The organism is Wolbachia endosymbiont of Drosophila pseudotakahashii (assembly GCF_026015925.1).
Classification (GTDB): domain Bacteria; phylum Pseudomonadota; class Alphaproteobacteria; order Rickettsiales; family Anaplasmataceae; genus Wolbachia; species Wolbachia pipientis.
On sequence record NZ_CP110359.1, the window covers coordinates 738750 to 764477 of the forward strand.

The 25728-nt window shown below is 35.1% G+C and carries 24 protein-coding genes and 2 pseudogenes; 15 read left to right on the plus strand and 11 right to left on the minus strand.

The window, feature by feature from the left end:
- Positions 1-69 precede the first annotated feature (69 nt).
- On the minus strand, positions 70-201 hold the full coding sequence (locus tag ONI09_RS03855; protein WP_255356234.1) for a hypothetical protein: 132 nt from the start codon (positions 199-201) through the stop codon (positions 70-72).
- A 48-nt stretch (positions 202-249) separates the two neighbouring features.
- On the opposite strand from ONI09_RS03855, the gene ONI09_RS03860 reads away from it, so the two are divergent.
- Positions 250-1449, plus strand: a complete 1200-nt coding sequence (locus ONI09_RS03860; RefSeq protein ID WP_265013730.1) for a phage major capsid protein — start codon at positions 250-252, stop codon at positions 1447-1449.
- A gap of 389 nt (positions 1450-1838) precedes the next feature.
- Here ONI09_RS03860 and ONI09_RS03865 read toward each other — a convergent pair whose 3' ends face one another.
- From ONI09_RS03865 to ONI09_RS03875, 3 genes are read right to left on the minus strand one after another with little or no spacing between them, the layout of a single operon-like run.
- Positions 1839-2471: an amino acid ABC transporter ATP-binding protein gene (locus tag ONI09_RS03865; protein ID WP_236718395.1), complete on the minus strand. Its 633-nt coding sequence runs from the start codon at positions 2469-2471 to the stop codon at positions 1839-1841.
- Positions 2464-3111: an amino acid ABC transporter permease gene (locus ONI09_RS03870; protein WP_007548901.1), complete on the minus strand. Its 648-nt coding sequence runs from the start codon at positions 3109-3111 to the stop codon at positions 2464-2466. The genes ONI09_RS03865 and ONI09_RS03870 overlap by 8 nt, the downstream gene beginning before the upstream one ends.
- Positions 3111-3845: a substrate-binding periplasmic protein gene (locus ONI09_RS03875; RefSeq protein ID WP_265013731.1), complete on the minus strand. Its 735-nt coding sequence runs from the start codon at positions 3843-3845 to the stop codon at positions 3111-3113. The genes ONI09_RS03870 and ONI09_RS03875 overlap by 1 nt, the downstream gene beginning before the upstream one ends.
- Before the next feature lie 125 nt (positions 3846-3970).
- Here ONI09_RS03875 and ONI09_RS03880 point away from each other — a divergent pair, with 125 nt between their 5' ends.
- The gene (locus ONI09_RS03880; protein WP_064125001.1) at positions 3971-4426 is read left to right on the plus strand and encodes an arginine repressor; all 456 of its coding nucleotides are present in this window, start codon (positions 3971-3973) and stop codon (positions 4424-4426) included.
- 53 nt (positions 4427-4479) lie between these two features.
- On the opposite strand, the gene tatC is transcribed toward ONI09_RS03880, so the two are convergent.
- A complete protein-coding gene (gene tatC, locus ONI09_RS03885) occupies positions 4480-5241 on the minus strand; it encodes a twin-arginine translocase subunit TatC (RefSeq protein WP_264707549.1) in 762 nt (253 codons plus the stop codon).
- On the minus strand, positions 5238-6326 hold the full coding sequence (locus ONI09_RS03890; protein ID WP_265013732.1) for a type I glyceraldehyde-3-phosphate dehydrogenase: 1089 nt from the start codon (positions 6324-6326) through the stop codon (positions 5238-5240). The genes tatC and ONI09_RS03890 overlap by 4 nt, the downstream gene beginning before the upstream one ends.
- 171 nt (positions 6327-6497) lie before the next feature.
- On the opposite strand from ONI09_RS03890, the gene ONI09_RS03895 reads away from it, so the two are divergent.
- The 4 genes from ONI09_RS03895 to ONI09_RS03910 all read left to right on the plus strand — a co-directional run bounded on the left by ONI09_RS03895 (position 6498) and on the right by ONI09_RS03910 (position 9836).
- Positions 6498-6668, plus strand: coding sequence for a hypothetical protein (locus tag ONI09_RS03895; RefSeq protein WP_265013733.1), 171 nt, complete (start codon positions 6498-6500; stop codon positions 6666-6668).
- A gap of 72 nt (positions 6669-6740) precedes the next feature.
- A complete protein-coding gene (locus tag ONI09_RS03900; protein WP_265013734.1) occupies positions 6741-7319 on the plus strand; it encodes a hypothetical protein in 579 nt (192 codons plus the stop codon).
- A 243-nt stretch (positions 7320-7562) separates the two neighbouring features.
- Entirely contained in the window at positions 7563-7967 is a 405-nt protein-coding gene (locus ONI09_RS03905; RefSeq protein WP_265013735.1) for an HK97 family phage prohead protease, read from the plus strand.
- A 135-nt stretch (positions 7968-8102) separates the two neighbouring features.
- Positions 8103-9836 carry a hypothetical protein gene (locus tag ONI09_RS03910; protein ID WP_265013736.1) on the plus strand — a complete coding sequence of 578 codons (1734 nt, stop codon included), beginning with the start codon at positions 8103-8105 and terminating at the stop codon, positions 9834-9836.
- On the opposite strand, the gene ONI09_RS03915 is transcribed toward ONI09_RS03910, so the two are convergent.
- Both ONI09_RS03915 and ONI09_RS03920 read right to left on the minus strand, forming a co-directional pair.
- Positions 9820-10998, minus strand: coding sequence for a CCA tRNA nucleotidyltransferase (locus tag ONI09_RS03915; RefSeq protein ID WP_265013737.1), 1179 nt, complete (start codon positions 10996-10998; stop codon positions 9820-9822). The two genes, ONI09_RS03910 and ONI09_RS03915, sit on opposite strands and share 17 nt — an antisense overlap.
- 75 nt (positions 10999-11073) lie before the next feature.
- A complete protein-coding gene (locus ONI09_RS03920) occupies positions 11074-12000 on the minus strand; it encodes an OTU domain-containing protein (RefSeq protein ID WP_265013738.1) in 927 nt (308 codons plus the stop codon).
- A 117-nt stretch (positions 12001-12117) separates the two neighbouring features.
- On the opposite strand from ONI09_RS03920, the gene ychF reads away from it, so the two are divergent.
- Together ychF and ONI09_RS07000 are read left to right on the plus strand one after the other, a co-directional pair.
- Positions 12118-13212: a redox-regulated ATPase YchF gene (gene ychF, locus ONI09_RS03925; protein ID WP_010962597.1), complete on the plus strand. Its 1095-nt coding sequence runs from the start codon at positions 12118-12120 to the stop codon at positions 13210-13212.
- Positions 13205-13375: a hypothetical protein gene (locus ONI09_RS07000; protein ID WP_349496636.1), complete on the plus strand. Its 171-nt coding sequence runs from the start codon at positions 13205-13207 to the stop codon at positions 13373-13375. The genes ychF and ONI09_RS07000 overlap by 8 nt, the downstream gene beginning before the upstream one ends.
- A 66-nt stretch (positions 13376-13441) precedes the next feature.
- Here ONI09_RS07000 and ONI09_RS03930 read toward each other — a convergent pair whose 3' ends face one another.
- On the minus strand, positions 13442-13756 hold the full coding sequence (locus ONI09_RS03930; protein WP_236514785.1) for a hypothetical protein: 315 nt from the start codon (positions 13754-13756) through the stop codon (positions 13442-13444).
- A gap of 132 nt (positions 13757-13888) precedes the next feature.
- Between ONI09_RS03930 and ONI09_RS03935 the strand changes: the two genes are divergently transcribed.
- The 7 genes and pseudogenes from ONI09_RS03935 to ONI09_RS03965 form a co-directional block, all read left to right on the plus strand.
- Complete coding sequence (locus ONI09_RS03935; RefSeq protein ID WP_265013739.1) at positions 13889-15082, plus strand: ankyrin repeat domain-containing protein; 1194 nt, start codon at positions 13889-13891, stop codon at positions 15080-15082.
- Positions 15075-16880 (plus strand): pentapeptide repeat-containing protein, encoded by a 1806-nt coding sequence (locus ONI09_RS03940; protein WP_264707542.1) that lies wholly within the window; start codon positions 15075-15077, stop codon positions 16878-16880. Before ONI09_RS03935 ends, ONI09_RS03940 begins: the two co-directional genes overlap by 8 nt.
- A complete protein-coding gene (gene gmk, locus ONI09_RS03945; protein ID WP_265013740.1) occupies positions 16864-17469 on the plus strand; it encodes a guanylate kinase in 606 nt (201 codons plus the stop codon). Before ONI09_RS03940 ends, gmk begins: the two co-directional genes overlap by 17 nt.
- Before the next feature lie 295 nt (positions 17470-17764).
- Positions 17765-18013, plus strand: a pseudogene (locus tag ONI09_RS03950) (ankyrin repeat domain-containing protein); the annotation flags it as partial.
- Positions 18014-18071: 58 nt separating this feature from the next.
- Positions 18072-18437, plus strand: coding sequence for a transposase (locus ONI09_RS03955; protein WP_265013742.1), 366 nt, complete (start codon positions 18072-18074; stop codon positions 18435-18437).
- A 20-nt stretch (positions 18438-18457) separates the two neighbouring features.
- Positions 18458-18844: a transposase gene (locus ONI09_RS03960; RefSeq protein ID WP_406848661.1), complete on the plus strand. Its 387-nt coding sequence runs from the start codon at positions 18458-18460 to the stop codon at positions 18842-18844.
- Positions 18845-18850: 6 nt separating this feature from the next.
- Positions 18851-21558, plus strand: a pseudogene (locus ONI09_RS03965) (ankyrin repeat domain-containing protein); the annotation flags it as partial.
- On the opposite strand, the gene sdhA reads toward ONI09_RS03965, so the two are convergent.
- Together sdhA and gltX are read right to left on the minus strand one after the other, a co-directional pair.
- Complete coding sequence (sdhA, locus tag ONI09_RS03970) at positions 21559-23364, minus strand: succinate dehydrogenase flavoprotein subunit (protein ID WP_265014426.1); 1806 nt, start codon at positions 23362-23364, stop codon at positions 21559-21561.
- A gap of 867 nt (positions 23365-24231) precedes the next feature.
- Entirely contained in the window at positions 24232-25662 is a 1431-nt protein-coding gene (gene gltX / locus ONI09_RS03975) for a glutamate--tRNA ligase (RefSeq protein WP_265013744.1), read from the minus strand.
- Positions 25663-25728 lie beyond the last annotated feature (66 nt).

Consider the following 25728-nt stretch of genomic DNA (forward strand, 5'->3'; position numbering starts at 1 on the left):
AGAAATTTTGCTTATAACTGAGCTGATGAGCTAAAGGTAGTTGTCTTACGCTAAAACAAACGTTTTTAATTAAGTTGCATAGAAGCTGGATCCCAGTGTCAAGCACTGGGATGACAAGAAAGGGAGCACTGGAATGACATCGTTTACTATGTACCATATTGCAATATTCGTACAACTGTGGGAAACATCTATGGATGCCATTCCTATTACCTTATTTCCATTTTTATTTCATTTTCAAAGGAGGCTATTATGTCACTTACCGATATCGCTCACCGTATCAATGAACTCGCTTCATCATGGGAGCAATTTAAATTAATAAATGATCGCAAACTAAAAGAAATTGAAAGCAAAGGGCGTGCTGATTCTGCAACAATTGAGCAGCTATGCAAGGTAAATAATGCCATTGATAGTTGCAAAGAGCGTTTAGACTTGATCGAAACTGCAGCTCAACGCCCAGAAGTAAATACAGATTTTAGCACAAGCGATAAATATTTTTCTGATTATATCCGCAAGGGAATGGAAAGCGGTTTATCACACAAAACCCTCAGTGGAGATGACAGTGATATCGGTGGGTATCTAGTTACTCCGCATATTGTAAAACGCATAAACAAGCGCGTAACTGATTCGTTCCCAATGCGACAAATATGCTCCAGTCAAAGAATCTCTACTGAAACATTGGATTACATTATAGAAGATTTTGACCGCGCCGGTGCAGGTTGGAGCAGTGAAACAGTAGATGATGAGGACGGTGGCAATAAGTCTAAGTATGATTTTGCAAAAGATACGGACACGCCCAAAATCCAAAAGATTTCCGTCACAACTTACGAGTTATATGCTCAACCACAAATATCACAAAAGTTACTCGATGATGCGTTTGTCGATGTTGAGAGTTGGCTGGTGGAAAAGATTGCCGAGACTTTTAGTAAGGAAGAAAGCGAAGCCTTCATTAAGGGTGAGGGCACTTTTCAACCAAAAGGAATTTTAGCTTATGAAAATGGAAACAGTTATAATAAAATAGAGCAAGTTAAAACTGAAAAATTAGATAGTGATTCAATAATGATGTTGTATTACTCTCTGGACGAATATTATTCCAAAAATGCGTCATTTTTGATGAACAGGAGTACGTTGAAGGACATTAGGCTACTAAAAGCTCAAACAGGTCAATATCTCTGGCAACCAAGTTTGTCGCTTAAAGCCCCAGATACCTTAATGGGAATACCAGTATATCAATCTGCCGATATGCCACCAGCGCCAAACAATCAGCTACCAGTAATTGCGATGGCAGATTTCAAACAAGCTTATAAGATTGTAGATAACAGAGGAATGAGAATATTAAGAGACCCTTATACGAATAAACCTTATGTGAGGTTTTTTGTCACTAAGCGTGTCGGCGGAGAGGTTGTAAACACCAGTGCTATTAAATTGTTGAAAGTTGCGAGCAAGTACTAAAAACTTCCGCAGCATCATCTTTATAGCTGATCAAAGCAACACGTCATACCGCGATTCATTCCATAACTGTACGAACATTGTGATTTTGGCCCATCAGGAGGGTGTCATCCCAGTGCTTGACACATATAGCTAAACTGACTTAGATTTACCGACAGTTTGAAAAACACAAATTCGTCATTCCGCTACTTGTTAGCGGAATCTATGCTGAGATATCGCGGCGGTATGACGTAGGAAAACCTTTCTTGGGTTAGCTATAGTTTGCTATATTATGTGATTTTATTTTTAGCGTTGCTTCTTATATTATGTAATTTATTTTCCATAATATATATTATGTAATTTTCGATGCTAAGATCTGTTATAGCTCTCAGTATGATATGAGTGATTCTCTTTTAATAATTATTTTTTAAATAGTTTGTTGGTTCATCAATTTCTTTAGGATTGATATCTACAATTATTTTTCCGTTTTTTAACAGAATAATCCGATCTGATATTTTTGTTAAAAAATCCAAATTGTGAGAAGCGATAATCATAGTAATACCCATATCTCTAACTGATTGTAATAGTTCCACAACGTCGACTATTGTTGCTACATCTAAACCAGACGTTGGCTCATCGCATAATAGAATCCTTGGATTCATCATTAAGCTTCTGGCAAGCGCAACCCGCTGTTTTTGCCCACCGGATAGATTACTAGGGTAATCATTTTTTTTAGAGGCAATACCCAAAGACTCAAGTAGTGAATCACTTTGATCCTGAGTTTTGTTTTTAAGTTTGGGAGCATATGTAAGATTTTCCCAGACAGTCATATGTGGGAAAAGTTGAAAATCCTGAAATACAAAACCAGTACTATCATTGCATTCAATGCTACCAGAATCTAAAACTTCGAGTTTTTGTATACAACGTAACAATGTTGATTTACCACTACCAGAAGGACCAGCAAGACCAACTATAGATTGTTCTATAATCAGGTTAATATTATTAAGTACTGGAATATTATTAAATAATTTACAAACATTATGCATTTTTATCATATATACCTTTCTGTTCAATCTTTTTGCCTATATATTCAATTAGTAATACAAGAGCGTAATAATAAGCCCCAGCAAGACAAAGTGGTATAAAATAAGTAAATTGTTCTGCTGCAAGCATTTGCGCAGAGCGCATAATATCAACACCACCAATAGTAGAGATTAATGCCGTTTCTTTAAGGAGTGCAATGATCTCATTTATCATTGCAGGAAGAATATTTTTAATAACTTGTGGTAATATAATATCTCTCCACATATAGAAACTAGGTATTTGTAAAGTTTTAGCTGCTTCAAACTGGTTTTTTGATATAGTTTCAATACCAGCTCGTAAAATCTCAGCAATATAAGCACAGCTATTTAGACCAAATGCTATAATGCCAGCACTAAATATGTTTAATTTAATTCCTGCAATGGTTGGAGTCATAAAATAAACAACACTTAACTGTAATATAAGGGGGGTGCCACGTATTACAGATATAATTCCATTAATTAATGGAATACAGATCTTATTATATCTGAGTACTGAAAATAACCCTCCTAGACTCATACCTAAAAGCAGTCCTCCAATCAATAATTTTAAAGTAAAGGCAAGGCCTGTTCCAACAAACAAGAAATTAGAAATTAATTCTTGCATCAGTTATCTCCTAGCCATTTTTCTGCTATCTTTTGTATTACACCTTTACTTTCTAAACTTTTTAACGCCTCGTTTATTTTATCCTTTAAATCAGATCCTTTATTCACAGCAATAGAATAACCATTATCTGACTTAGCGATGGCTGACCATGATAGACCAGGATTTTTTTTGCTAAATACTTTACCTTGGAATTCATCAATTAGGACGCTATCAACATGACCAGACTTTAATGTTTCTACAGCTTGATTATTATTGTCTATAGCAATAATTTGAGCTGTTGTAGGAACATGCTCTTTTAGCCAAATTTCCATGACAGTTCCTAGTTGAACGGCTATCTTCTTGTGAGTTGAGTTGTTTATACCGGCTATGGGTTTATTTTTGTGATATAGAATACCAAATTCCCCTGTATAATAACTATTTGAAAAATCAAAATTTTTTTCACGCTCTTCTGTGCTACCAATAGTAGATATAGCAGCATCTACAGAATTACTTTGCAATGCTGCAAATATAGTACTAAACTGCATATCTTTAAATATCGCTTCTTTACCTAACTCTTTTGCTACTAATTGAGCAAGCTCAATGTCAAAGCCAGTAAATTTACCATTTTCATAATATTCAAAAGGTGGATAATCTGCAGAAATTGCAAATCTAATGATATTATCGTGTTTATCTTCCTTGCATCCTGTTAATAGAATACTTATCGCTATAATAGCATTTAAAATGTATTTTTTCATATTACTAATTTATATTCATATTCTATTCATCTTGTGAATATAGACATTAAAAATTGAATAGTCAAGAAATAATGAATATAATTTCAAATATACTTATTACATATTCAATATGAGGAAAATGCATAATGCATGACAACACACTAGGTGAACATATTTTAAATATTATTCAAAATCATGAAATTTTAGAACAGAGCGATTTACAGACCTTACTCAAAAAAAGAGGGTATAACATTTCTCAGGCTACTTTATCAAGAAAATTGAAAGAACTTAAAATTGCCAAAGTTGCTGGTATGTATAAAGTAATTGACATCAACCAATATCGATTACCATTAATACTTAATATGCAAATTTCGGATTTTGGTTTAATAGTACTACACACTCAACCAGGACAAGCTAGCAGCCTAGCTTACTTTCTAGATCAGAAGTATGTTATTTATTCATTAAATAATAGCAAAAACATAGGAATTATAGGAACTATAGCAGGTGATGATACAGTATTATTGATCATCAAAAGTAAGGCTGAACTTAACAAAGTATTACAATCAATTTATGAAACATTTCCATATTTAAGTCCTGAATAAGAATGTTGTAAGTTAAAAATGTGATATAAAGGAGATGAGAGGGATTCCTTTGTTTAAATCTTTGTCTTCTTTTTTTCAATATACCTACATATCAGAATGGACAATTCATATAGAATCAGCATAGGTATTGCAAGCCCTACTTGGCTTAATACATCAGGTGGAGTTAAGATTGCAGCAATAATAAAAATTACCACTATTGCGATTCTACGTTTATTTGACAAACTTTGTGTAGTGAGTAACCCTACTCTCACCATCAATGTGAGTATTACTGGAATTTGAAATGCAGTGCCAAATGCAAACATAAATTGGAGAACGAGATCTAAATATTCGCTAACTGATGGCATAAACTCTATCGGTATATCGAAGGATTTACCACTGTGTTCGAAGTTGATAAAAAACTTCCAGGCTAAAGGAAATATATAGTAATAGACTACAGTAGCTCCCGTTACAAATAAAACCGGTGTTGCAATTAAGTATGGCAACAACACTGCCCTTTCACTTTTATATAACCCAGGTGCTAAGAACATATAGAATTGCCATGCAAACACAGGAAAAGAGAGCAAAAGTGCACTCATCATTGCAACTCTAAGATACACAAAAAATGCCTCCGTTAAGTCTGTGTAAATTAAAGAAAAACCTTTGCTATCTTTTGTTGCTTCTATTAAAGGTGCAAGTAAAAAACGGTATATATTTTCCTTAAAGTAGTAACAAAAACCAAAAGCAATGCAAAAAAATAGAAAGCAAAAGATAACTCTTTTTCTGAGTTCCGCAAAGTGCTCATAAAATGAGGCGTATTTGTTTGAGTTCCAGTTCATACTTTACTATAGCTCAATAATGCTATGTCTAACATTCTCAGCGAAAAAGCCCACTCATTGTCATACCACGCTGCAACCCTGCATATATCACCTGTAACATATGTACCAGTTAAATCCACAATTGCACTATAAGGGTTATGCACAAAGTCTATTGAAACTAAAGGTTCCGTACATATAGAAAGTACATTTGACATTGGAGAACCCTCTGTCATCCTAGTACCCTCTGATGTCATCCGAGTAGCTGACACTGGATTAGATTCCAGCGTCACGCGCTGGAATAACGTAGAAGAGAGAGCTGCATCCTTAAACATTTCATTGATTTCTTTAACGGTCGCTTTCTTATCAGTCGTAAATGTAAAATCAACCATAGAAACATTGCTAACTGGAACTCTGACGGCAGTGCCATCTAGCTTGCCCTTTAATTCAGGAATTATAGAACCAATTGTTTTTGCTGCCCCGGTTGTAGTTGGCACCATAGATAATCCGCAAGCTCTTGCTCTACGCAAATCTTTATGATTACCATCAAGAATATTTTGATCATTCGTGTAGGCATGTATAGTAGTCATAAAACCGCTTTTTATGCCTAAACCAGAATGTAGGACTTTCACAATCGGAGCAAGGCAATTTGTAGTGCAAGAACCTGCTGATATCACTTTATGCTCTTTTTCGAGCATATCGTCATTCACACCATAAACTATAGTGACATCAGCATCCGGAACTGGAGCAGAGACAATTACTTTCTCTGCATTGTGCCTTATTGCTTCTTCACGTTTATTGAATGCACCAGTACATTCAAGTATTACATCAACATTCCAAGGAACATTTTCAGGATTCCGTTCTCTATATAAAGAAAACTTTTTGCCATTTATAGAAATCCAATTTTGAGACTCATTAAAATCAATATCACCACTGAATTTGCCATGAACAGAATCATATTTAATCAAATGTGCATGCTGCTCAGCACCGAGCGATCCATTGATAGCTACAACTTCTATTTGCTCACTATACTTTTCTATTTCATAAATAGCACGCAATACACTTCTGCCTATTCTACCAAGACCATTAATTCCTACACGAATCGTCATCTCTTCATTCAAAAAATTTAATTATAGAGGATATCACTTGATATTTCATTTTATTCTTTTGACTGCTAATTGGCAGTTTTAACCTTAATATATTAATATTCACCTTGACTAAAGAACTATAATACTGTATCATTTTATCAATAGTATTGAAACTTTAATAGGAGGCTAATTATGTTATTACAGAGGATCATTGTAGATCAATTAGAAAAAATTTCAGGCCAATCATTTCTACACAAACTTGCTACCGATAAAGAATATTTTAAGGAAGTGTCAAGGTATTTGGAAGAAAATCATAAGATGAGCTTAGAAGAGTTTATAATTAGCGTTTATAGATCAAGTTGAGGAGATGTCAATTTTCGTGATTATAAGGATGAGGCAGCATTATATTCTGCATCAGAAAACGACAATCAAGACATGGTTCGTATTTTAACATCATGTGGTATAAGCATTGATGACTTTAATTGTGAAATTAGTAATAGAATACAGGAAAAATCTGAACAATCTAGGAGAATTTCATTAAGTAATAATGCTAATGTTTCACATATCTACGAAATAATACGCAGAATTACTAATATAAGAGATGCTTTCCAACATTTGGACCTTAGACACAGTGATAAGAGACCTTTTATTGTTGGGTGTATTACTAGCTTTGTGAGTTTGATGGCTATTAATGCTATTAAAGGTAATTACTATAATGGTCCTGGTAGTCTTACTTGCATTCCTGTTTTCCATGCCAACATGTCAAACTTTTCTGGTTTTACTACTGATAGAATTAATACCTTTGCTAGCTTTATTATTGGAACAATAGCATATAAGGCCGCACAAAACATTTCTACGTTAGTAAGAGATGTTTCTAGTTTACTCCATAATAGATTGGAAGTGCAAAAAAATGAATCAGAAATCGCTAGATATAAAAAAATACAAGAGAACGTTATCTCTATTCTGTCAGAAGTAAAAGTAGGATCAAATTTGTCTAGAGATATCAATTGTTGATGTTACCTGAGTACAGATTTTTCTCATATCTCAATACTTTCTAGACTGTTATTGAGTGCTTTCACATCTGAGTTTTCCTACTGTCATCCTAGCACGTGACGCTGGGATCTTTATTGCTTTCATAGTCTCATTTATTATTTTGTAACTAAAAAAAATACTTTCCCTTTTTAGAGAACTGCATATAATAGATTTGACATTGCAGTGCGTTGTGCAAACAAAATTCCCAACACTGCAGGAGGCTTTATGAATAAGAAATTTCTCTATTCACCGTTGTCAATAAAAAGCATAGGAGAAAACGGTGTATTTTCTGGTTATGCTAGCGTTTTTAATATAATTGATAAACAAAATGATCTGATATTGCCTGGGGCATTTAAGGAAAATTTAAACAGAAATAAAATAAAACTCCTTTGGCAGGATAATCCTGACGAACCTATAGGTAGTATCATAGATATTTATGAAGTTGATCATAAAAGCGGAGCTAGAGTGTTAAAACAAGTGGAATTATGGGAAGTCAGTTTGGTCACTTTTCCTGCAAACTTAGCTGCTCAGGTAATCAATGTGAAAAATCAGAACAATGAACAGGAAGTGTTAGCAAGAGCGATAGAAAAAGCAAATGCTGTACTTGCAGACATGTACATTTCTGCTTAAAGTGTATTAGGCGGGCAAAGACTTTACCATAATTTGACACCTGCGTTAGTATTTGTTTAACATTTATACTAATATATATAACTTTATTACTATTAAAATTTTCTGTAAATTAAAGTTAAAAAATAAGGTAATTTTATGCTAAATATTAATAATAAGGTTAATTATGAAATTAATATTAAGCGAAAGGAAAAAAAATACAGCTGGTCTACTGTATTTGCTTGGTTATATCTAAAAACGATTGGACGAATATTGCCCAAGAGATGGAATAGATGGGCAGAAAATATTTTGTACTACGATAAAACTACTGCACACAATGAAGTTCAAACTGATGCTTTTAAGACAATAGATGGAAGTGTTCAAGTTGACTTAAAACCTGAAGTTGTAGAGAAAGAGAGCCAAAGTGTAGTGATAAACAAAGATGGAGGGGTTCAGACTGATGGAGTAGCATTGATAACAGAGGAAGATGATGAAGCATTAGAAGAACAGCTGGGGGGCATAATAAATCAGGAATTAGAACTTGAACGTTTACAAAATGCTTCCTTAAAAGAAGAAAATAGAGAATTACGATCTGCAATTGAAGGACTTGAAAAGAGTTATAAGGGACTTACAGAAGATGCAGGCGAACAAGAAGAGGAACTAACCAAATACAAACAAGATAAAAAAGCAATGCGGGATAAAGTTGATGAACAACAGAAAACTATATTTGATCAATACATGATAATAAATGAAAGTCTGCAAGCACAAATAATAGAACTTAAGAGTAGGTTAAAGGACAAGGAGGATAAATTAATTCAATTGAATCAACAATGGCAAGCTAGCAAATTAGTTGCTTTACTTAAATCACAGACTGATAAATTGTGTCAGGCTAAAGACAAAAATACTGAATTAGAAAATAAAGTCAGTGACTTAGGTCATGAAAACAAAGCTCTACGATTAAGTGTGAATACATTGACTGCTCAATTGGGTGAAATGGAGAACTTGGGGAAGCAATTACAAAGTGTTCTAGAATCTAAACAACAATTGGAGATTGATTTAGAAGGTCAATTGAAAGCTGACACTAAGAAACTACAGGAAGCAAAAGAAGGTCAATTGGCTAAAAAGGCAGGTGCAGTGAGTACAGTATCTACTGCAAAATCAACTCTTTCAAAATTACGAAACTTGCCCAATAAGCTTTCTAGGGATAAGGGTCTCAATAACTTTTTATCTGGGAAAAACGAGGAGTTAAAAAAAGGTTTTCCTGAATTTAAAGAGAAACACTTTTGCTATAACGTGCTTAATGAAACTATAAAGTCTCTATCAAATCAAGATGATGGCAAATTTGAAAGCAGTAGGCTGCTTGAATTATTAGAAAGTAATTTGAAACAATCCGCAAGGGAGATCATAGAAGCTAAGGTTAAAGAAGTTGTCAACGAACATTGTAACATTGGAAAAAATATGGGTAAAGAACTACGAGATGACACGTTAAAAGCCAAGTTGTCACCTTCTGTTAGAAAATGCGTAAAAAAATTAGAATTTAACAAACAAGAAGGGGTAAATAAGATTGTAGGCTCTATCTTGCACAGCTTTAATAGCAAGAATAATAACGACTCAGGAGAATTGCTTAAAGAAATTGTTACAGGAAAATTAACAGAGGCTAAAATGAAATGTTTTTCAAATAAGATTCAAGAGTTACAACTGGCATTAAGCATAAGAGATAAATTTTTATCTCCAGATCAGGGAATGTGTAATCAAACTCAAGGAGGAGTAAACGAATATCAATTAACAGAAAAAGCTAAAAAAGAACATATACCTAATTCCTCTATGAGTTCCCCTAATATTGCAAGCATACATTCATTGAACAGTCAGAAAGCAGTTAGAATAGGCTCTTAGCATAAAGCACCAGCTCCTCTTTTGTTAAAGTGTAGGAGCTATCTTCCCAATGTTGTTTTAGCAATTCCAAGTTTCTACCTAAACTTTTTCCTGGCTGGTGACCTATACTTATTAAATCATCGCCAGATAAAGGAAATTTTGGAATATTGAATGTGTTAGCAAATGAAATGTATTCATCAACATTTTCTCCAGACTCAACACCACAAATTTTCACTAAATCACAATATAATTCTCTACCAAATAAAGATATGTATTTTTTTTGCTCTTTTTCTGAGAGTTCTGTTTTGATATCGTTGGATAGTAAAAATAGCAGCTTTTTCTTTTGCTTGTTTGAAAGACGTAGAAACATGATTATATATTCTCCAAGACTTAGCCTGTCATTTTTTTTAGTAGTCCTAAGGAGTAACGCTAATTTTACTAGCGCATCAGTGCCGAAAAGAAGTGACGAAGACAGAATTTCGCATTTTACTTCTTTTGGGATAATCTTTTGCAAAACATCAGATTCTTGCATGCTCTGAAGTGTTGGAAAAGGATCATTGCACTTCAGCAATTTAAGTATTTCATCTCTTATTCTCTCTCCAGAGAGGTTTTGGATCATATGCGAATGCTTTTTGCATACGCTTAGTATTTCATCACTCAAATCTCCGGCACATATTTTTGCATGAAAACGAAATGCTCTTAAAATACGTAGATAGTCTTCTTTAATTCTATCTTCAGCGTTGCCTATAAAGTTTAACCTTCGCGCCTTTAAATCCTCAATGCCATCAAAGTAGTCATATATATGGCCATGCTTATCTGCATACAGAGCGTTAAATGTAAAGTCACGCCTTGAAGCATCAGCTTGCCAATTATTAGTAAATTCTACTTTTGCATGCCTACCATCACATTTCACATCATGCCTTAGTGTCGTAATTTCAAAAGACCTCTGATTTAGAACCGCAGTGATAGTTCCATGTTTTAAGCCAGTTGGAATAGTTTTTATATTACGGAGTTTTAGCGCTTTAATCGTTTGATTGGGAAGCAAATTAGTAGCTAAATCGATGTCGTGGACATCACGACGCTGCAAAATTGAGTCTCTCACACACCCGCCGACAAGCCTAGCCTCACCACCAAATTCCTCTATGGCATCAATAATTAAACTAGTCTCATGGTCAACTTGCATTTAGGTTAGTACGTACTGCAAGTTCATATTATATGAAATGCTTGCAAAAGCCCTATATAAAAATATACAGGGCTATTAAGATTTTACAAGTTGTGGTGCTCGTTGTTGATGAAATGGTTCTGCCATCGATTCCGTACCACATCTTAGTAAACTTGAAGGGTTTTGCTGCTCTATGCGCTGCTTTATATCACTAACGCACTGCCCTACAACATCACCAATTTTTCCATCAGCATTTTCTGCCAATAACTTATCAAATCCCTTTTCAACCTCTGCTCTCTCAGAGATATCCTTTGAAAAGTTACAATACTCTAAGATCTCGTCTAGCTGCAGTTTTTTTGCTAATAGGAAATCTTCTTGCTCTTGTTTAAGTTTGGTTTCCTCTTGCAGTTGTTTTGCTAAACTTTTATTTCTATCAAGCAATGGTTCGAAATGCAATCCGCCTTTGTTTATTATATGCACAATACTACTATCACCATAATCAACTTTATTGTATTCACCTGCACTTTTTGAACCTGAATTGTCTATTAATTCATGCAAAGACAGATCTTGGTTATCAACAGTCTGGTTCTCTATAACATGTAGCTTTACCTTATACTTTTCACAAAGCATTCTGCCTTCAACGTCAGGATCACCCCACCTACTGTTACGCATAATGTCTGCTGTATAATCATCTACAGTTTCACTACGGTGCTGGCCATTGTTATCATGACTATTGACAATTGCATTTGTAAACCACTTTGGTGGATTCTTTTGCGCAAATTCCCTACAATCATTTCTTAATTTTTCGGCAGTAACTTGCTCTCCTGTCTGTTGTTCTAGACTTTGCCTGAACGAGTCAAAAAAACAGCTTCCATTACCAATTGCTTGTCCTACATAGAAATTGTCAGGGTAAGGGTTACTATTTAAAAGAGTTATTTCTTGCCCTGAGATCCTGGGCCTTTTTATTCCAACCTCAACATCATGAAAGTCACTTGGTAGTTTCCGTTTCTTAGCTGTAGTCATAGTTTTACCTTAATTTAAGCTATATATTACTATACCAACAAAATTGTCAATAAGCGACTAATTAAGTATAGCAGAAATTTTTAAATTATGCAATAGTTATAATTTTACATAGCAAATATGAGTTTTAACTGCGGTATAGTTGGGTTACCAAACATAGGAAAATCAACCTTATTTAATGCGCTTACAGAGTCAAGTGCAGCCGAAGCTGCAAATTATCCTTTTTGCACAATCGAGCCAAATATAGGCAAGATTTCGATAAAAGATCAACGTTTGAAACAAATCGCAGCAATTGCAGGCTCAGAGAAGGTAATCTACAACCAATTAGAAGTTGTAGATATTGCAGGTCTGGTAAAGGGTGCGAGCAAAGGCGAAGGGCTCGGCAATAAATTTTTAAGCCATATCAGAGAAGTTGATGCCATCGTTCATCTGCTCAGGTGCTTTACGGATGACGATATCAGCCATATACACAGTAAAATAGATCCAATATCAGATGCTGAAGTGGTAGAAATGGAATTAATCCTAGCTGATATTGATAGCATAGAAAAAAGGCTTCCTCAATTGGAAAAGAAAGCAAAGCAAGGTGATAAAGAGCTAAAGAGACAACTTGAATTAATGCAAGAGGTATTAGCTACTTTAAAATTAGGTAAACCTGCAAGAAGTTTGGAGAATATCAATGAAGATGAGATGAAGTTGCTTCAATTGCTGACAACAAAGCCCGTTATGTACGTTTGCAATGTTGAAGATACAAATGTTATAACTGGCAATGAATTATCTAAAAAGGTAGAGAGAATGGCAGAGGAAAATAAAAGCAAATTTTATTGCATTTCAGCAAAACTCGAAGCAGATATTGCAAATCTTGATAGTGAAGAGGAAAAACAGAGTTTTTTATCAGAATTTGGCTTACAAGAATCAGGCCTTGATGGAGTAGCGCGTATTATGTATGAAGTGCTGAGTATGATAACTTTCTTTACTGTGGGCCCCAAAGAAGCACGGGCATGGCCAGTAAAAATAGGGTCAACAGCCGATAAAGCAGCAGGTGTAATCCACACTGATTTTGAGAAAGGCTTTATAAAAGCAGAGACAATAAGCTTTGCAGACTACATAAAGTATGGAAGTGAATCAGCTTGCAAAGACGCAGGAAAAATTCGCTTTGAAGGCAGAGATTACATCGTGCAAGATGGTGATATAATGCACTTTAGGTTTAATGTGTAGTTTATTATGCAGCCACTTATTTAAAGTTAAGTTTTCTGGATCCCAGTGTCTGGGCACTGGGATGACAAGAAAGGGAGCACTGGAATTTTTGTTTCAATATTTGTACATTAGCCATGCATCTGAACAGATACCTCCCCTAAACGGATACACTGTAGAAGGATAGTTTCTTCTCCCCAGTAAAGACTAGATTCCAAACTGGAATGACAGCAGTCCTACGTCATACCGCGATTCATTCCATAGCTGTACGAACATTCATTTTTGAAGGTAAATTGCACAGCAAATGGTCAGTGCTTGGCACTGGAATAACGTCCTCCTTTGTCATCCCAGTGCCCAGACACTGGGATCCAGTTTTCCATATAATCTCATCGAAAATGTTGTAACCACTTTCTATGCTAGTTTGCTTGCTTACAAGCAAACTTTTCTGGATCCAAGTAGTCTGGGCACTGGGATGACGAGAAAGGAGCACTGGGATGACATCCTCCCTAGCGGAGATTGCTCTCAAATCACAATGTTCGTACAGTAAGCACTGACCACTTTGCTTCAATATTTGCGATGCCCCTGAACAGATACAAAAAATCTATTGTTTTTTTATAAATTAAATCCTAAGGCATTTTTTACTGTAGATTAATCATTTGATTATAGTATCATTTTAATTAAGCTTATGCTTGGGATATTTATGAAAAATATTTTATATTTTATATTATTAGCTGTTGTATTCGGATCACTGAGCCTATTTGCTGTAGAGCAATTTGAAGAAAAGAAAATTGAATCAGTTCATAAAAACGAAAATGTAGGTGTAAGGAAGCAAGATAGCACAAATCAAAAAGATGAGTTAAAAAGCAACGTCGATGCTAAACAAACACAAGAGGCTGAGAGCAAAAGATTAGACGGCACTACCGATAAAGAGAAACTGCAACACAACGAGAACAAAGCTTTCGTGGTTGAAAAAACTATAAGTGAAGGTGAAAGGATTGATAAAGATTTGCCAAATGACCAGCTAGAAGGAAGCACAGACAAATTTGCTCAAAATTTACTAAATGTGGCCAATAAAGAAGTGAATAAAGATTTGAAACCAGAGCCTTTGCCTTTAAGTGCTGATTTAAATGAGAATACAGCTAACCCGCAAAAAAATCTACAAGCTGATCAGAAGATTGATATAAAAGATAATGAACTTTCAAAAAGTGATGCGAGTCAATTATTAGAGGGAAAAAAAGAAAAAGTAGAGAATCAGTCTGAAGAAAAAAAAGTGAAAGAAACAAACAGTAATTCCAAGGACCGCAATAGAGTAAAACCTATAACTAAAAAAGATGAAGAAGAGCAAAGTGAAAAGAAAAGTTTACAAAAATGGACAAAGCTAAACAGAGAACCAATAAAAGAATGGGGTCATAAAGACATACAAAGCAAGTCAATATATAAACGACAATATGATAGCCTTAATGAGCATCTTCCTACAACTGTGTTTATTGATGATTACAGTAAGCAATTTTTTTACTGCATTAAGAAGAACAACTTAACTTGCTTAAGAGGAGTAATAAGTAAGCTAGAAAAAATTGGATTAACAATTCAAGAGATACTAAGGTTTAGAAATAAATTGGGTGATACTCCTCTCATTTATTCAGTTAAACAAGGTGAGGTAGACATAGTGCGCTTTCTCTTATTACAAGGTGCTGATCTTAGAGTAGTTAACAATAATTTTCAATCCCCAATTGATATAGCAATCGAAAAAAAGCAGATCAATATAATAAATGCGATTGCCGAAATGATGCCACATCTTTTGGAGGATAGAAAAATAGACAATAAAGAAAGCTCAGCAATGTACGATTGGGCTGTGAAAACGAAAGAAATACAGTGCGATAAGCAAGATGATTAGATTTTTGATATTAATTTTAGTTGGTCATTTATGTTATGGAAACGAAACAAATGATGAAAAAAATCAGATTAGTGATTTTTTAAACGCTTTGCGTGATGCAAAATACGTATCTTACAGTAAAAAAGACTTTGCTGAATTTTTGGTGCAGTGCCACAAAGAGGGCGTGCCAGAAGATTTTAAGAAAGGTTTTGGTTCTAACTTAAATGGAGCTAATTTTAACCAACTGTACCTAAGTAAATCTGTTTTTGATGGAGTAAGTCTGATTGGTGCCGATTTTTCTAACACCGATTTATCCGATGTGTCTTTCATTGATGTTGATTTACGTGGTGCTAATTTTTCCAATGCTAATTTACATGGCATTAAAATAAAAGGTACAAATTTGAGTTTTACAAAATTTGTTTCTGCAAACTTAACAGATATCGTATTTGATCAGTCTAATGTTAGTTATGCTGATTTTATCAGTTCCGATCTCAAAAAAGTAAGTATGCACAACGTAATTGGTTTGCATACTAATTTCTCGAATGTGAAAATGAATTTCTCCAACTTATCAAACTCGAATGTTAGCCACGTAAATTTTAGTGATAGTGAAATAAACGATACTGTTATGCAGAAAAACAACCTTGATAATGCAAGTTTCTTTGGAGTGGATGCATATAAATTAAAGATACAATTTTCTTCATTAAAAAATGCTAACATATATGGTGCAGAGTTAAAAGAATCAGACTTTACAGGTAGCAATCTTTCCGCTGCCTACCTTAATTCTTCTATCATAATTAACAGTAACTTCGACGAAACTAATTTAAGCAACACACAAATTTCCTATGTGAATGACGATAATTCAAGTTTTGTTCAATCTATACTAAATGGTTCCAAGATAAAGCATACATATGTTTCTGAAGCAAATCTTCAGGATGCTGATTTATCCAATATTGATTTTAGTTTTAGTGAACTGCATCAAGTTAATGTCTCTAATGCTGACATTCGTCACGGAAAGTTTCATAATACTAAAGTTGCGAATTCTAACATGAATGGCTCATTTTTTGACCATTCACTATTCACCTCTGCGAAGATAGAAGATTCAGATCTTTCTACAACTTCAATGTATAAGATAAAAATCCAAGACTCTCAAGTTTATAACAGTACACTTTCTCGCCATAATATTGATTCCAGTGAAATAGAAAATTCAACATTCTTTAATTTATTAGCTGATAATTCGAGTTGGTCCAATTTAAAAGTAACTAATTCAAATTTTATTGAAAGCGATTTCAGATCTTCTTTGCTTCACGCTAATGCCTTTAGGAAAACTAGTTTTTTTCTTAGCAATTTGAGTAATTCAACAATTAGTGATATGTCTTTTCACTCTTCAAGCATATATAAAAGTTCAGTTGCTGATGTTCACTTAACAGGTTGCAAATTTGATAATTCAATTTTGATTGACAATCAAGGGCAGGAGAAACTCACAGGTTCAGAAAATGCTATAACTTCAATTGAAGATTTGCAAGAGAAAATATCACAGGGTGAAAAATTTAATGTAAATTATTCTTACTTTGAATTTAAGGATATGAATTTAGAAAATGCTGATTTTTCTAATTCAACATTGAGTAGAGCAAAGTTTGTAAACGTTAATTTGAATAAGGCAAATTTTGAAAAAACCGATTTGCGCTATACTGTCTTTGATAACTCTTCTCTTATTGGCACCAACTTATCAAATTCTAATTTAGAAGGTTCTAGCTTTTTAAACTCTGATCCAAAAAGCACCATGTTAAAAAATGCAAAGAAAAATGACCGTAAAAAGTGAGGGCGTATTATTGGTTCTATCCTCCCCTTCTGGAGCTGGAAAAACTACTATATCAGCAAAATTACTTGAGCAATCAACTAATTTAGTTAGGTCTGTTTCTATGACTACACGCAAGCCTCGCCCCGGCGAAATAAATGGAAAAGACTATTTTTTCGTTACCGAAGAAAAATTTCACGAGTTATGCAAAGCTGGCCAAATGCTTGAATACGCCAAAGTTTTTGAGAATTTTTATGGTATACCAAGAAATTTTATAGAGCAAAACTTAAGCAATGGAATAAGCGTTTTACTAAGCATAGACTGGCAAGGAGCATTTCACTTATTCAAGCTCATGAGAAAAAAAGTTGTGAGTGTTTTTATACTTCCCCCTTCAATGGAAGAGCTTAGGTTGCGTTTGCAAAAGCGTAATAGTGATGATGCAAGCGAAATAGAGCGCAGATTAGCCGCAGCTCAAAAAGAGATAAGCAAACGTGATAAATATGATTATGTAATAATCAATGATGATATTGATAAAAGTGTAGAAGAGATAAGCTCCATACTAAATAAAGAAAGACTTAAAAAACTAAAAGAAAAACCAAGTCCGGAAGACTGATAAAAACATCAATTTGGATATTTGCAGCTATAGTTTCTTATCCTATTTTAGCCAATAGCACGTTTCGCAGTTTAGCTATATTTATTATTTTTTAAGACAAAATGGTTAAAATAGTAGACAACTGTTCAAGTGAGGTTTAACTATGACGGCAAATTTTCTCACAGAAATTAATTTTCTGCCTTTCCACCTATATTTTGATCACATATACAACGTTTAGCTCAATTTAAAAGTCAAACTTCTTGGTTGTTAGTTTAGTGCTGACAACTTAAATAGCTTTTAATATTGAGGTTTTAGTATGGGTATAGATATAACTGCACTAACTACTAATGCAGATAAATTAGGTGAATGCATAGATAAAAATAAAAAGCAAGAGCAGGATAGAAAAGACGAGCAATTGTATGGCATTATAGAGAGAAAGGTAAAAAAAGAAGAACACAAGCGTGAAAAACCAAGAGGTCAAGATGGAACCCTCAAGAAGTGTAAAAGGTTATTTGAAAAAGATGCTAGTCCTGAAGTATTAACTAAATTAGAAGAATCACTTAGAGCATGTCTTCAAAATAAGTAGAAAAGAGGTAAGAAGTGTGGTATAAGATAAATTTTAAATGTACCTAAGCGACATAAGTGACAAAGAATGGAAAATAATAGAGCCATATTTTGAAGCCAAAAAGACCGGCAGACCAAGAAAATATAATATTAGAACAATTATTAATGCAATCCGCTATGTGATGAAAACAGGCTGTCAATGGAGACAACTACCTAAAGATTTTCCACCATGGAAAACTGTGTATAGCTGTAATTCGCGCTTGAAAAAAAGTGGAATATGGCAAGAAATTCATGATTTTCTAGTTAAAAAAGTAAGAGAGATAATTGGTAAGAATGAAACTCCATCAGTTGGAATAATAGACAGCCAGTCAGTAAAAACGACTCAAAAAGGGGATCTAGAGGATACGATGCTGGAAAGAAAATAAAGGGCAGAAAACGCCATATTATTGTGGATACTGTGGGTCTTGTAATTGCTGCTGAAGTACACAGTGCAAGTATTCAAGATCGTGATAGTGCTCTAAATCTTTTTGCCCAAGCTAAATGCAAAGTTCCAACTTTACGTAAGTTTTTTGCTGATCAAGGGTACATAGGTAAATTACAAAACAGATGCTTATTGGAAACGGGATGTTTATTAACGATTGCCAAGAAAATAGTTGATACAGGATTTCAAGTTATTCCCAAACGTTGGATTGTTGAGAGAACTTTTGCCTGGCTTTCCAATTTCAGGCGCATGAGTAAAGATTACGAGCATTCTCCTCTTATCTCAAAAAACAATATCTTCTTTAATATGATCACTATTATGCTTCACAAATTAGCTCATTCTTCAGTTTGAAGACATGCTCTTAGTGAACAAGAAAAATATTATAGGTATTATGTCCAATGCTTCCTTCCAGTGCTAGATAAAGCAATAGAACGATCGAAAAAAATATCAAATGAAACAAAAGAGCGAGTAAAGCAAGCAATTTCAGAAATTACTTATAATAGCAGATATTGTTTTACCCACAACCGTAGGGACAGCGAAACAGAGAGTGGCTACGGCAGTGATGTTGAAGATGATCATGAAGTAGAAATAAGCAACGAAATAACAAATAACAATGCTCTACTACTAAAAGCGATCAAAAATGGAAATAACAGGAAATTTAGAAAATATCTAAAAGATTGTACGGATATTAGCAGCATAAAAGCTGAAGAAGGGAAAAATATTTTACACCTCATTGCGTCGTTGGAAAAGAAACAGAAATGCAAGTTTCTGGGTACCCTAATAAAAACGGTCACCAAGGAAGATTTAGCACAACTTGTTGATAGTGAAAATCAGGACGAAAAAACTCCTCTTCAGGTGGCACTAATTAACAAGGTAACAAAAGAAAAACATGAGTCTAATACAATTCGAAGTAACGATAACACACTTAAGTTTCTTACAAAATTGTTAGAGCATGGAGCCAGCTCTGATAATTTAGAATTATCTACAGAAGAATTACAAAACTTAAAAGAGGAGCAAAAGACATACTACCGTAATTTCTTAGAAAAATTAGCAGAGCAAGGAAAGAAATCTAAATTAAAGCCAGAAATAAGAATCAATACAGAAGCAAAAATTAAAGAAATTATACCACATACCATAAATACTCCAGATAGTAATGATAATTATCTATTACATCCAGTAATTAAAAATAGTGATAAAAAACTTTTTAAAGAACTATTGGAAAAAGGGGCGGATATTAGCCTTAAAGACACAGATGGTAATAATGCTCTACACTTGATTGTTAAACCTGAAACAAAACAAAAACTTGAACTTCTCAATATATTGCTAGAAGCAGGTCAAAAAGAGCAATTTATAAAAGCTGTAAATGATAAAAACAAAGAAGGGCAAACACCGCTCTATCAACTACTCCAGCGCATACAAGAAAAGAGTAAAGAGCCTTCATTGAAAAATAAAATAAAATAAAAAATGTAGTAAAAAAAGAATTTAAGGATACTGGCAGGTATAAAACCTTAGAGTTATTTCTACAAAATGGTGCAGATATTACTGTGCAAGATAAAGATGAAAAAAATGCTCTGCACTATATTGCTTCATTCAAAGGAGAACAAAAAGTTGCATGTTTGAAGTTGACTTTAGGTAAGGATGAATTTAGTAAGGCTATAAATGCTGTTAACGGGAAAGAGCAAATACCTCTTCATCAGTTGCTTCAGCATATAAAAGAAAAGAATGAGGATCGATCATGTACAGATAGAAAATTTGAAAAAACAAATAGATATAAAGCCTTAGAGTTATTTTTACAAAGCGGTGCAGATATTACTGTGCAAGATAAAGATGAAAAAAATGCTCTGCACTATATTGCTTTACTAAAAGGAGAACAAAAAGTTACATGTTTAGAGTTGATTTCAAATAAAGATGATGCTGTAAATACTACTAACAAGGAAGGGCAAACACCGCTCCATCAGGTACTCCAGCGCATACAAGAAAAGAGTAAAGAACCTTCATTGAAAAATAAAATAAAGAATGTAATAAAAAAAGAATTTAAGGATACTGGCAGGTATAAAACCTTAGAGTTATTTCTACAAAATGGTGCAGATATTACTGTGCAAGATAAAGATGGAAAAAATGCTCTGCACTATATTGCTTCATTCAAAGGAGAACAAAAAGTTACATGTTTGGAATTGATTTTAGGTTTAGTAAAAAATGGAACAATATCTAAAGATAAATTAGGTAAAGCTATAAATGCTAAGAATGGAGAAGGGAACACACCCCTAGAATTGGCATTAAAGAAAAAAGCAGAAAAAAGAAGTATCGAACACCTATTGCAAGGAACAATTTTTGATACAGCAACTGCTTATGACAATACAACAAAATTTTGTACAATGCTGCTAGAAATAGGCGCTGATCCCTGTTCTCTGGAGCTGAAAGATCCAAAATTCCATACTAAAAAGTACTATTTAACTTTACGAGATCTAAAAGATTATTCAGGGACTCCACAGAAAGCACAGGAGAAAGCTAAAGAACTAAAAGAGAAGCTTGAAGAAAAATACCACTGTGGAACTGCTTCGAAAAAATGCAAGTCTGGCATTAAAAAGCTAGGTTCTGCTATAAAGAAAACAGGATCTGCTGTAGCAGGATTCATAGATCCAGCAAAAAGGACCCGCGAATTGTTAGCAATCACGATAACGATTACTGTTATTGCAATGGTAACATTTGCTTTCTTTCAGGGTCAAATGGCAATTGGAGCAGCCATTCCTATCATAGCTACTGCTGGAGTTATATGCCTTACTTTAACTTTAGGATTTAGTGGTATTAAGAAACTTTTTGAAAAATCAACCAACAAAGCACAGGACACATTTAACGACAAAAACCGCTCTAATTCAACAACAGAGCAGAATCAAGCTTCGAAGAACCTTGTTAATAATGATCAACAGAATTTAAGGAATGAGACTAAAAATCAAGCAGTACAAGAATCACCAAATCAATCAGAGCATACTGAGAGTCCTCCAGACACTAAAATGAGTGCCATATCAATAATGAACTCGTTGAAAAATTGTGTAGGGATAGTGTAACTAGTAAACCCTCTTCTCTGGCGCTATGAAATCAATCTCACCGCTCAGAGTTTTTTCAGCCACTTTTTTATAATCAATTTTTACGTTAATTTGCCCTTTCTTTTCTTCAAGCCACGCTATAGTGTGCTTCATCCAGTTTTTGTCATCACGTTCAGGAAAGTCTTCACGAGCATGGGCACCTCTGCTTTCCTCGCGATTAGCTGCGCATTCCATGGTAATAACCGCTTGTGGGATCATGTTAGCAAGCTCCAGTGCTTCAACTAAATCACTATTCCACATCATACTGCGATCCTCAAGTGAAATATCAGGCATCATTTTTGCTACCTTTTTTATAGCTTTTTTGCCTTCTTCTAAAACTTCAGCAACACGGAACACTGATGCGTACTTTTGCATAGTGTTCTGCATTTCGCTGCGTATTTTTGCTACTTTTAGCCCACCGGAGGCAAATCGCATTTTATTAAATCTATCTACTATCCAGTCTGTGCAGTCTGAATGCAATTTTTTATGTGGTGTACCGGATTTTAGTTTCTCTCTTGCTCTGAGCGCTGCAGCTCTACCAAAAACCACAAGATCAAGAAGCGAGTTAGAACCAAGTCGATTTGCACCGTGCACAGAAACACATGCAGCTTCTCCAATTGCAAATAGTCCATCTACCACTTCTTCCTTATCTTGCTTCAGCGTGATCACTTCTCCATAATAATTGGTTGGAATGCCACCCATGTTATAGTGAACAGTCGGAATGACCGGTATTGGATCTTTAGTGACATCAACTCCAGCAAAAGTTCTTGCGGTTTCGCTGATGCCCGGCAATCTGAGTTTTATTACTTCCGGATCAAGATGCGCTATAGTTAAATACATATGATCTTTTTTTGGTCCAACCCCCCTTCCCTCTCTAATTTCAATTGTTATTGCGCGACTTACCACATCACGGGAAGCTAAATCTCTTGCTTTTGGTGCGTAACGTTCCATAAACTTCTCGCCCTGAGAATTAACGAGGTACCCCCCTTCACCACGGCATCCTTCTGTCATCAGGCACCCTGAGCCATATATTCCTGTTGGATGAAATTGTATAAATTCCATATCTTCAAGTGGTAATCCAGCCCTTACTACCATGCCATTACCATCACCTGTGCAGGTATGCGCACTTGTTGCAGAGAAATAAACACGTCCATATCCACCTGTTGCTAACACCACTCTATGCGCACGAAATCTATGTAATGTGCCGTCGCATAGCGACCAAGCAAGAACTCCGCAGCATGCTCCGGCTTCGCTATCCATAATTAAATCAATCACAAAGTATTCAACAAAAAATTCAGCGTTGAATTTAAGACACTGCTGATATAGAGTGTGAAGGATTGCGTGCCCAGTCTTATCTGCTGCCGCACAAGTGCGCTGCGCTGATTTTCCTTTACCAAAGTGAGTTGTCATTCCACCAAAGGAACGCTGGTATATTTTGCCATCTTCTGTACGAGAAAAAGGTACGCCAAAATTTTCAAGTTCAATAACAGCTTTAGCAGCGTTTTTACACATATATTCTATTGCATCTTGATCACCAAGCCAGTCTGAACCTTTTATTGTGTCATATGCATGCCAGCGCCAATCGTCTTCACCGATATTACCTAAAGCTGCACTAATTCCGCCTTGTGCTGCAACTGTATGACTTCGTGTAGGGAAAATTTTAGAAATGCAGGCAACTGAAAAATTAGTTGCAGCCATCCCAAGCGTTGCTCTGAGACCTGCTCCACCTGCACCTACTACTACCACATCATACTCATGTTCTATGATCTCATACGCTGACTTATCCATATTTACTGATTTTATCATTACAGGCTTATGATATCACAGAAGTAGAAAAAATCTATACAAGTTTTCTATAGTTAAGACGTCATGCCGCCGCGGCGCTAACAAGTAGCGGGATGACGGTTGTCGGGGTATCATGAAAGTAGCTGACACTTGGGGTCTATGTTTTTTCTGGTCACACGTACAGCTGTACGAACATTGTGCTACTAGTAGGGTGTCATGCCAGCGCTTGACACTGGCATCCAGGAATTTTATTGAGTTGGTGAGTATAAAAGTAGCTGTTTTATGTTAAAATACGACGGTTTCGATGAGATTATATGGAAAACTGGATTCCAGTGTCAAGCACTGGAATGACATCACAGAGGCACTGGAATGACACCTCTCTTGGGCTCTTTTAGCTATAAACATTAAGAAATTTACCAAACGAAAAAAAAGGCAAAAGAAGCCCCGTGGTTATTATCCGCTTTAAAATATTGGCGTTTTTTATGTTTTAAACGCTTGACAAGCGAAATTCAGCTGCTTTTAATTGCAACTAACTTACGCTACAAATGTTTAAGAAATTTACTAAGCAGAAAAAAAGACAAAGAATCCCCGAGTTAGCTAGTCTTTTACTATCTCTGTCGAGTATTGGCATTTTTTGATGTCTTGTAACGCTTTATAAGCGCGTTCAGCTTATTTAGATAAAAATCTAGATGTAGATGAAGTTTTGTAAAGACATACAGTATCTATATACTGCAAAAAATTGAACATAAGACGCCGATACATTAAGTAATCCTTACCTTTTAATCTGCAGATTGGCGAAAGCAAATACAATAGCTCCAGTTTCATGATAAGGGGGCTGGCGAAGGATGTCAAGTAATTTTCTTATTTCATTTAAATTGCTTGTAACCTTCTTATACACTCATCTTTACCAAGAATCACCATGATATCAATGATTCCAGGTGCATCCATTACTCCAGTTATAGGGGCGCGTAATGAGTGGTATACATCGCTTATTTTCATATCGTGCAATTTTGCACATTCCTTGATCTGAGAAGATAAAAAACCCTTATTCCAATTTTCATCACCTATCTTTGACAGAAATGACGCGAGTAACTTGATTATATCGAGGTTAGATTTGACAATTTGCTCAGCCTCTTCACTTAAATCAAGTGGCGGATCTTGAATATAAAACTTTGCTAAATCCAGCAGTTCGGTCAGGTAGTTTGCTCTTTTTTTTAGCTCTGTCAGTCCCTGCAGTAAATAGCCCTTTTTTTTGTCAGTTAGAGTATTTTCTCTAAGCATTAGAGTCAGAATATCTTCATTGCTCATATTACTAATATAGTGGTTATTCAAATGCTCCAGTTTTTTGAAATCGAGCCGTGCAGGTGAACGACCAATACTTTCTAAATTAAACCACTCTATTGCTTGCTCATCGCTAATAATCTCATCGTTACCGTGACTCCAGCCAAGTCTCAGCAAGTAATTACGCATCGCTTTTGGCAATATTCCCATCTTTTCATAATCGCAAACGCTTGTGGCACCATGCCTTTTGGATAGCTTATTCCCATCTTCCCCATGGATAAGCGGCACATGTGCAAAGCGTGGAATGTCAAAATCAAGAGCCTGGTATATTAGCAGATGTTTAAAGGTATTAGTGAGATGGTCAGAGCCACGTATTATATCAGTTATTCCAGCATCATGATCGTCAACTACTACGGCAAAAATATATGTTGGAGTGTTGTCAGAGCGTAAGATCACTATATCATCAAGCTGGTTGCTATTTACTTTGATTTGGCCGTATATTTTATCATCAATAACGATCTCTTGCGAATCTGGCACTTTAAAGCGGACAACTGACCTCACACCCGATGTCATTCCAGCGCGTGACCACATATTTTCTTCTGGATCCCAGTGTCGGCTACTTGGATGACAAGAAGGAGGTTTTGTAGTACATTTATGCTTGTATATCTTGCCCTCTTCTCTTGCTTTTATTTTCTTTTCTGCAACTTCATCCTCAGGGCAATAACAGTGATACGCCCTACCCTTCTCAACTAAAAGGTTTGCTACTTCTTTATGCCGCTCTATTCTTTTTGACTGATATACTATTTCCCCATCATAGCTCACACCGAGCCATCTTAGCCCTTCTATAATTGCATCAATTGCTTCTTTCGTTGAACGTTTTCTGTCGGTGTCCTCAATTCTTAGCAAAAACCTGCCACCATGATGCTTTGCATAGAGCCAATTAAATAACGCAGTGCGGGCCCCACCAATGTGCAAAAACCCTGTTGGTGATGGAGCGAATCTCGTGACTATACCTGGCATATTTGTCCGTTACAGTAATATAAATGATGATAGCTAAAATTTATGTTTGTAACAATTTAGAATTTA

Excerpts from the sequence above, each read along its gene's own strand:
- ONI09_RS03875 (WP_265013731.1), bottom strand. The coding sequence starts at position 3,845 with ATGAAAAAATACATTTTAAATGCTATTATAGCGATAAGTATTCTATTA.
- ONI09_RS03890 (WP_265013732.1), bottom strand. The coding sequence starts at position 6,326 with ATGACGATTCGTGTAGGAATTAATGGTCTTGGTAGAATAGGCAGAAGT.
- gltX (WP_265013744.1), bottom strand. The coding sequence starts at position 25,662 with ATGCCAGGTATAGTCACGAGATTCGCTCCATCACCAACAGGGTTTTTG.
- ONI09_RS03940 (WP_264707542.1), top strand. The coding sequence starts at position 15,075 with ATGATTAGATTTTTGATATTAATTTTAGTTGGTCATTTATGTTATGGA.
- ONI09_RS03920 (WP_265013738.1), bottom strand. The coding sequence starts at position 12,000 with ATGACTACAGCTAAGAAACGGAAACTACCAAGTGACTTTCATGATGTT.
- ONI09_RS03860 (WP_265013730.1), top strand. The coding sequence starts at position 250 with ATGTCACTTACCGATATCGCTCACCGTATCAATGAACTCGCTTCATCA.
- ONI09_RS03880 (WP_064125001.1), top strand. The coding sequence starts at position 3,971 with ATGCATGACAACACACTAGGTGAACATATTTTAAATATTATTCAAAAT.
- gmk (WP_265013740.1), top strand. The coding sequence starts at position 16,864 with ATGACCGTAAAAAGTGAGGGCGTATTATTGGTTCTATCCTCCCCTTCT.
- ONI09_RS03865 (WP_236718395.1), bottom strand. The coding sequence starts at position 2,471 with ATGCATAATGTTTGTAAATTATTTAATAATATTCCAGTACTTAATAAT.
- ONI09_RS03955 (WP_265013742.1), top strand. The coding sequence starts at position 18,072 with ATGTACCTAAGCGACATAAGTGACAAAGAATGGAAAATAATAGAGCCA.
- ONI09_RS07000 (WP_349496636.1), top strand. The coding sequence starts at position 13,205 with ATGTGTAGTTTATTATGCAGCCACTTATTTAAAGTTAAGTTTTCTGGA.
- tatC (WP_264707549.1), bottom strand. The coding sequence starts at position 5,241 with ATGAACTGGAACTCAAACAAATACGCCTCATTTTATGAGCACTTTGCG.
- ONI09_RS03935 (WP_265013739.1), top strand. The coding sequence starts at position 13,889 with ATGAAAAATATTTTATATTTTATATTATTAGCTGTTGTATTCGGATCA.
- ONI09_RS03900 (WP_265013734.1), top strand. The coding sequence starts at position 6,741 with ATGGTTCGTATTTTAACATCATGTGGTATAAGCATTGATGACTTTAAT.
- ONI09_RS03905 (WP_265013735.1), top strand. The coding sequence starts at position 7,563 with ATGAATAAGAAATTTCTCTATTCACCGTTGTCAATAAAAAGCATAGGA.
- ONI09_RS03895 (WP_265013733.1), top strand. The coding sequence starts at position 6,498 with ATGTTATTACAGAGGATCATTGTAGATCAATTAGAAAAAATTTCAGGC.
- ONI09_RS03870 (WP_007548901.1), bottom strand. The coding sequence starts at position 3,111 with ATGCAAGAATTAATTTCTAATTTCTTGTTTGTTGGAACAGGCCTTGCC.
- sdhA (WP_265014426.1), bottom strand. The coding sequence starts at position 23,364 with ATGGATAAGTCAGCGTATGAGATCATAGAACATGAGTATGATGTGGTA.
- ONI09_RS03915 (WP_265013737.1), bottom strand. The coding sequence starts at position 10,998 with ATGCAAGTTGACCATGAGACTAGTTTAATTATTGATGCCATAGAGGAA.
- ONI09_RS03910 (WP_265013736.1), top strand. The coding sequence starts at position 8,103 with ATGCTAAATATTAATAATAAGGTTAATTATGAAATTAATATTAAGCGA.
- ychF (WP_010962597.1), top strand. The coding sequence starts at position 12,118 with ATGAGTTTTAACTGCGGTATAGTTGGGTTACCAAACATAGGAAAATCA.
- ONI09_RS03855 (WP_255356234.1), bottom strand. The coding sequence starts at position 201 with ATGGCATCCATAGATGTTTCCCACAGTTGTACGAATATTGCAATATGG.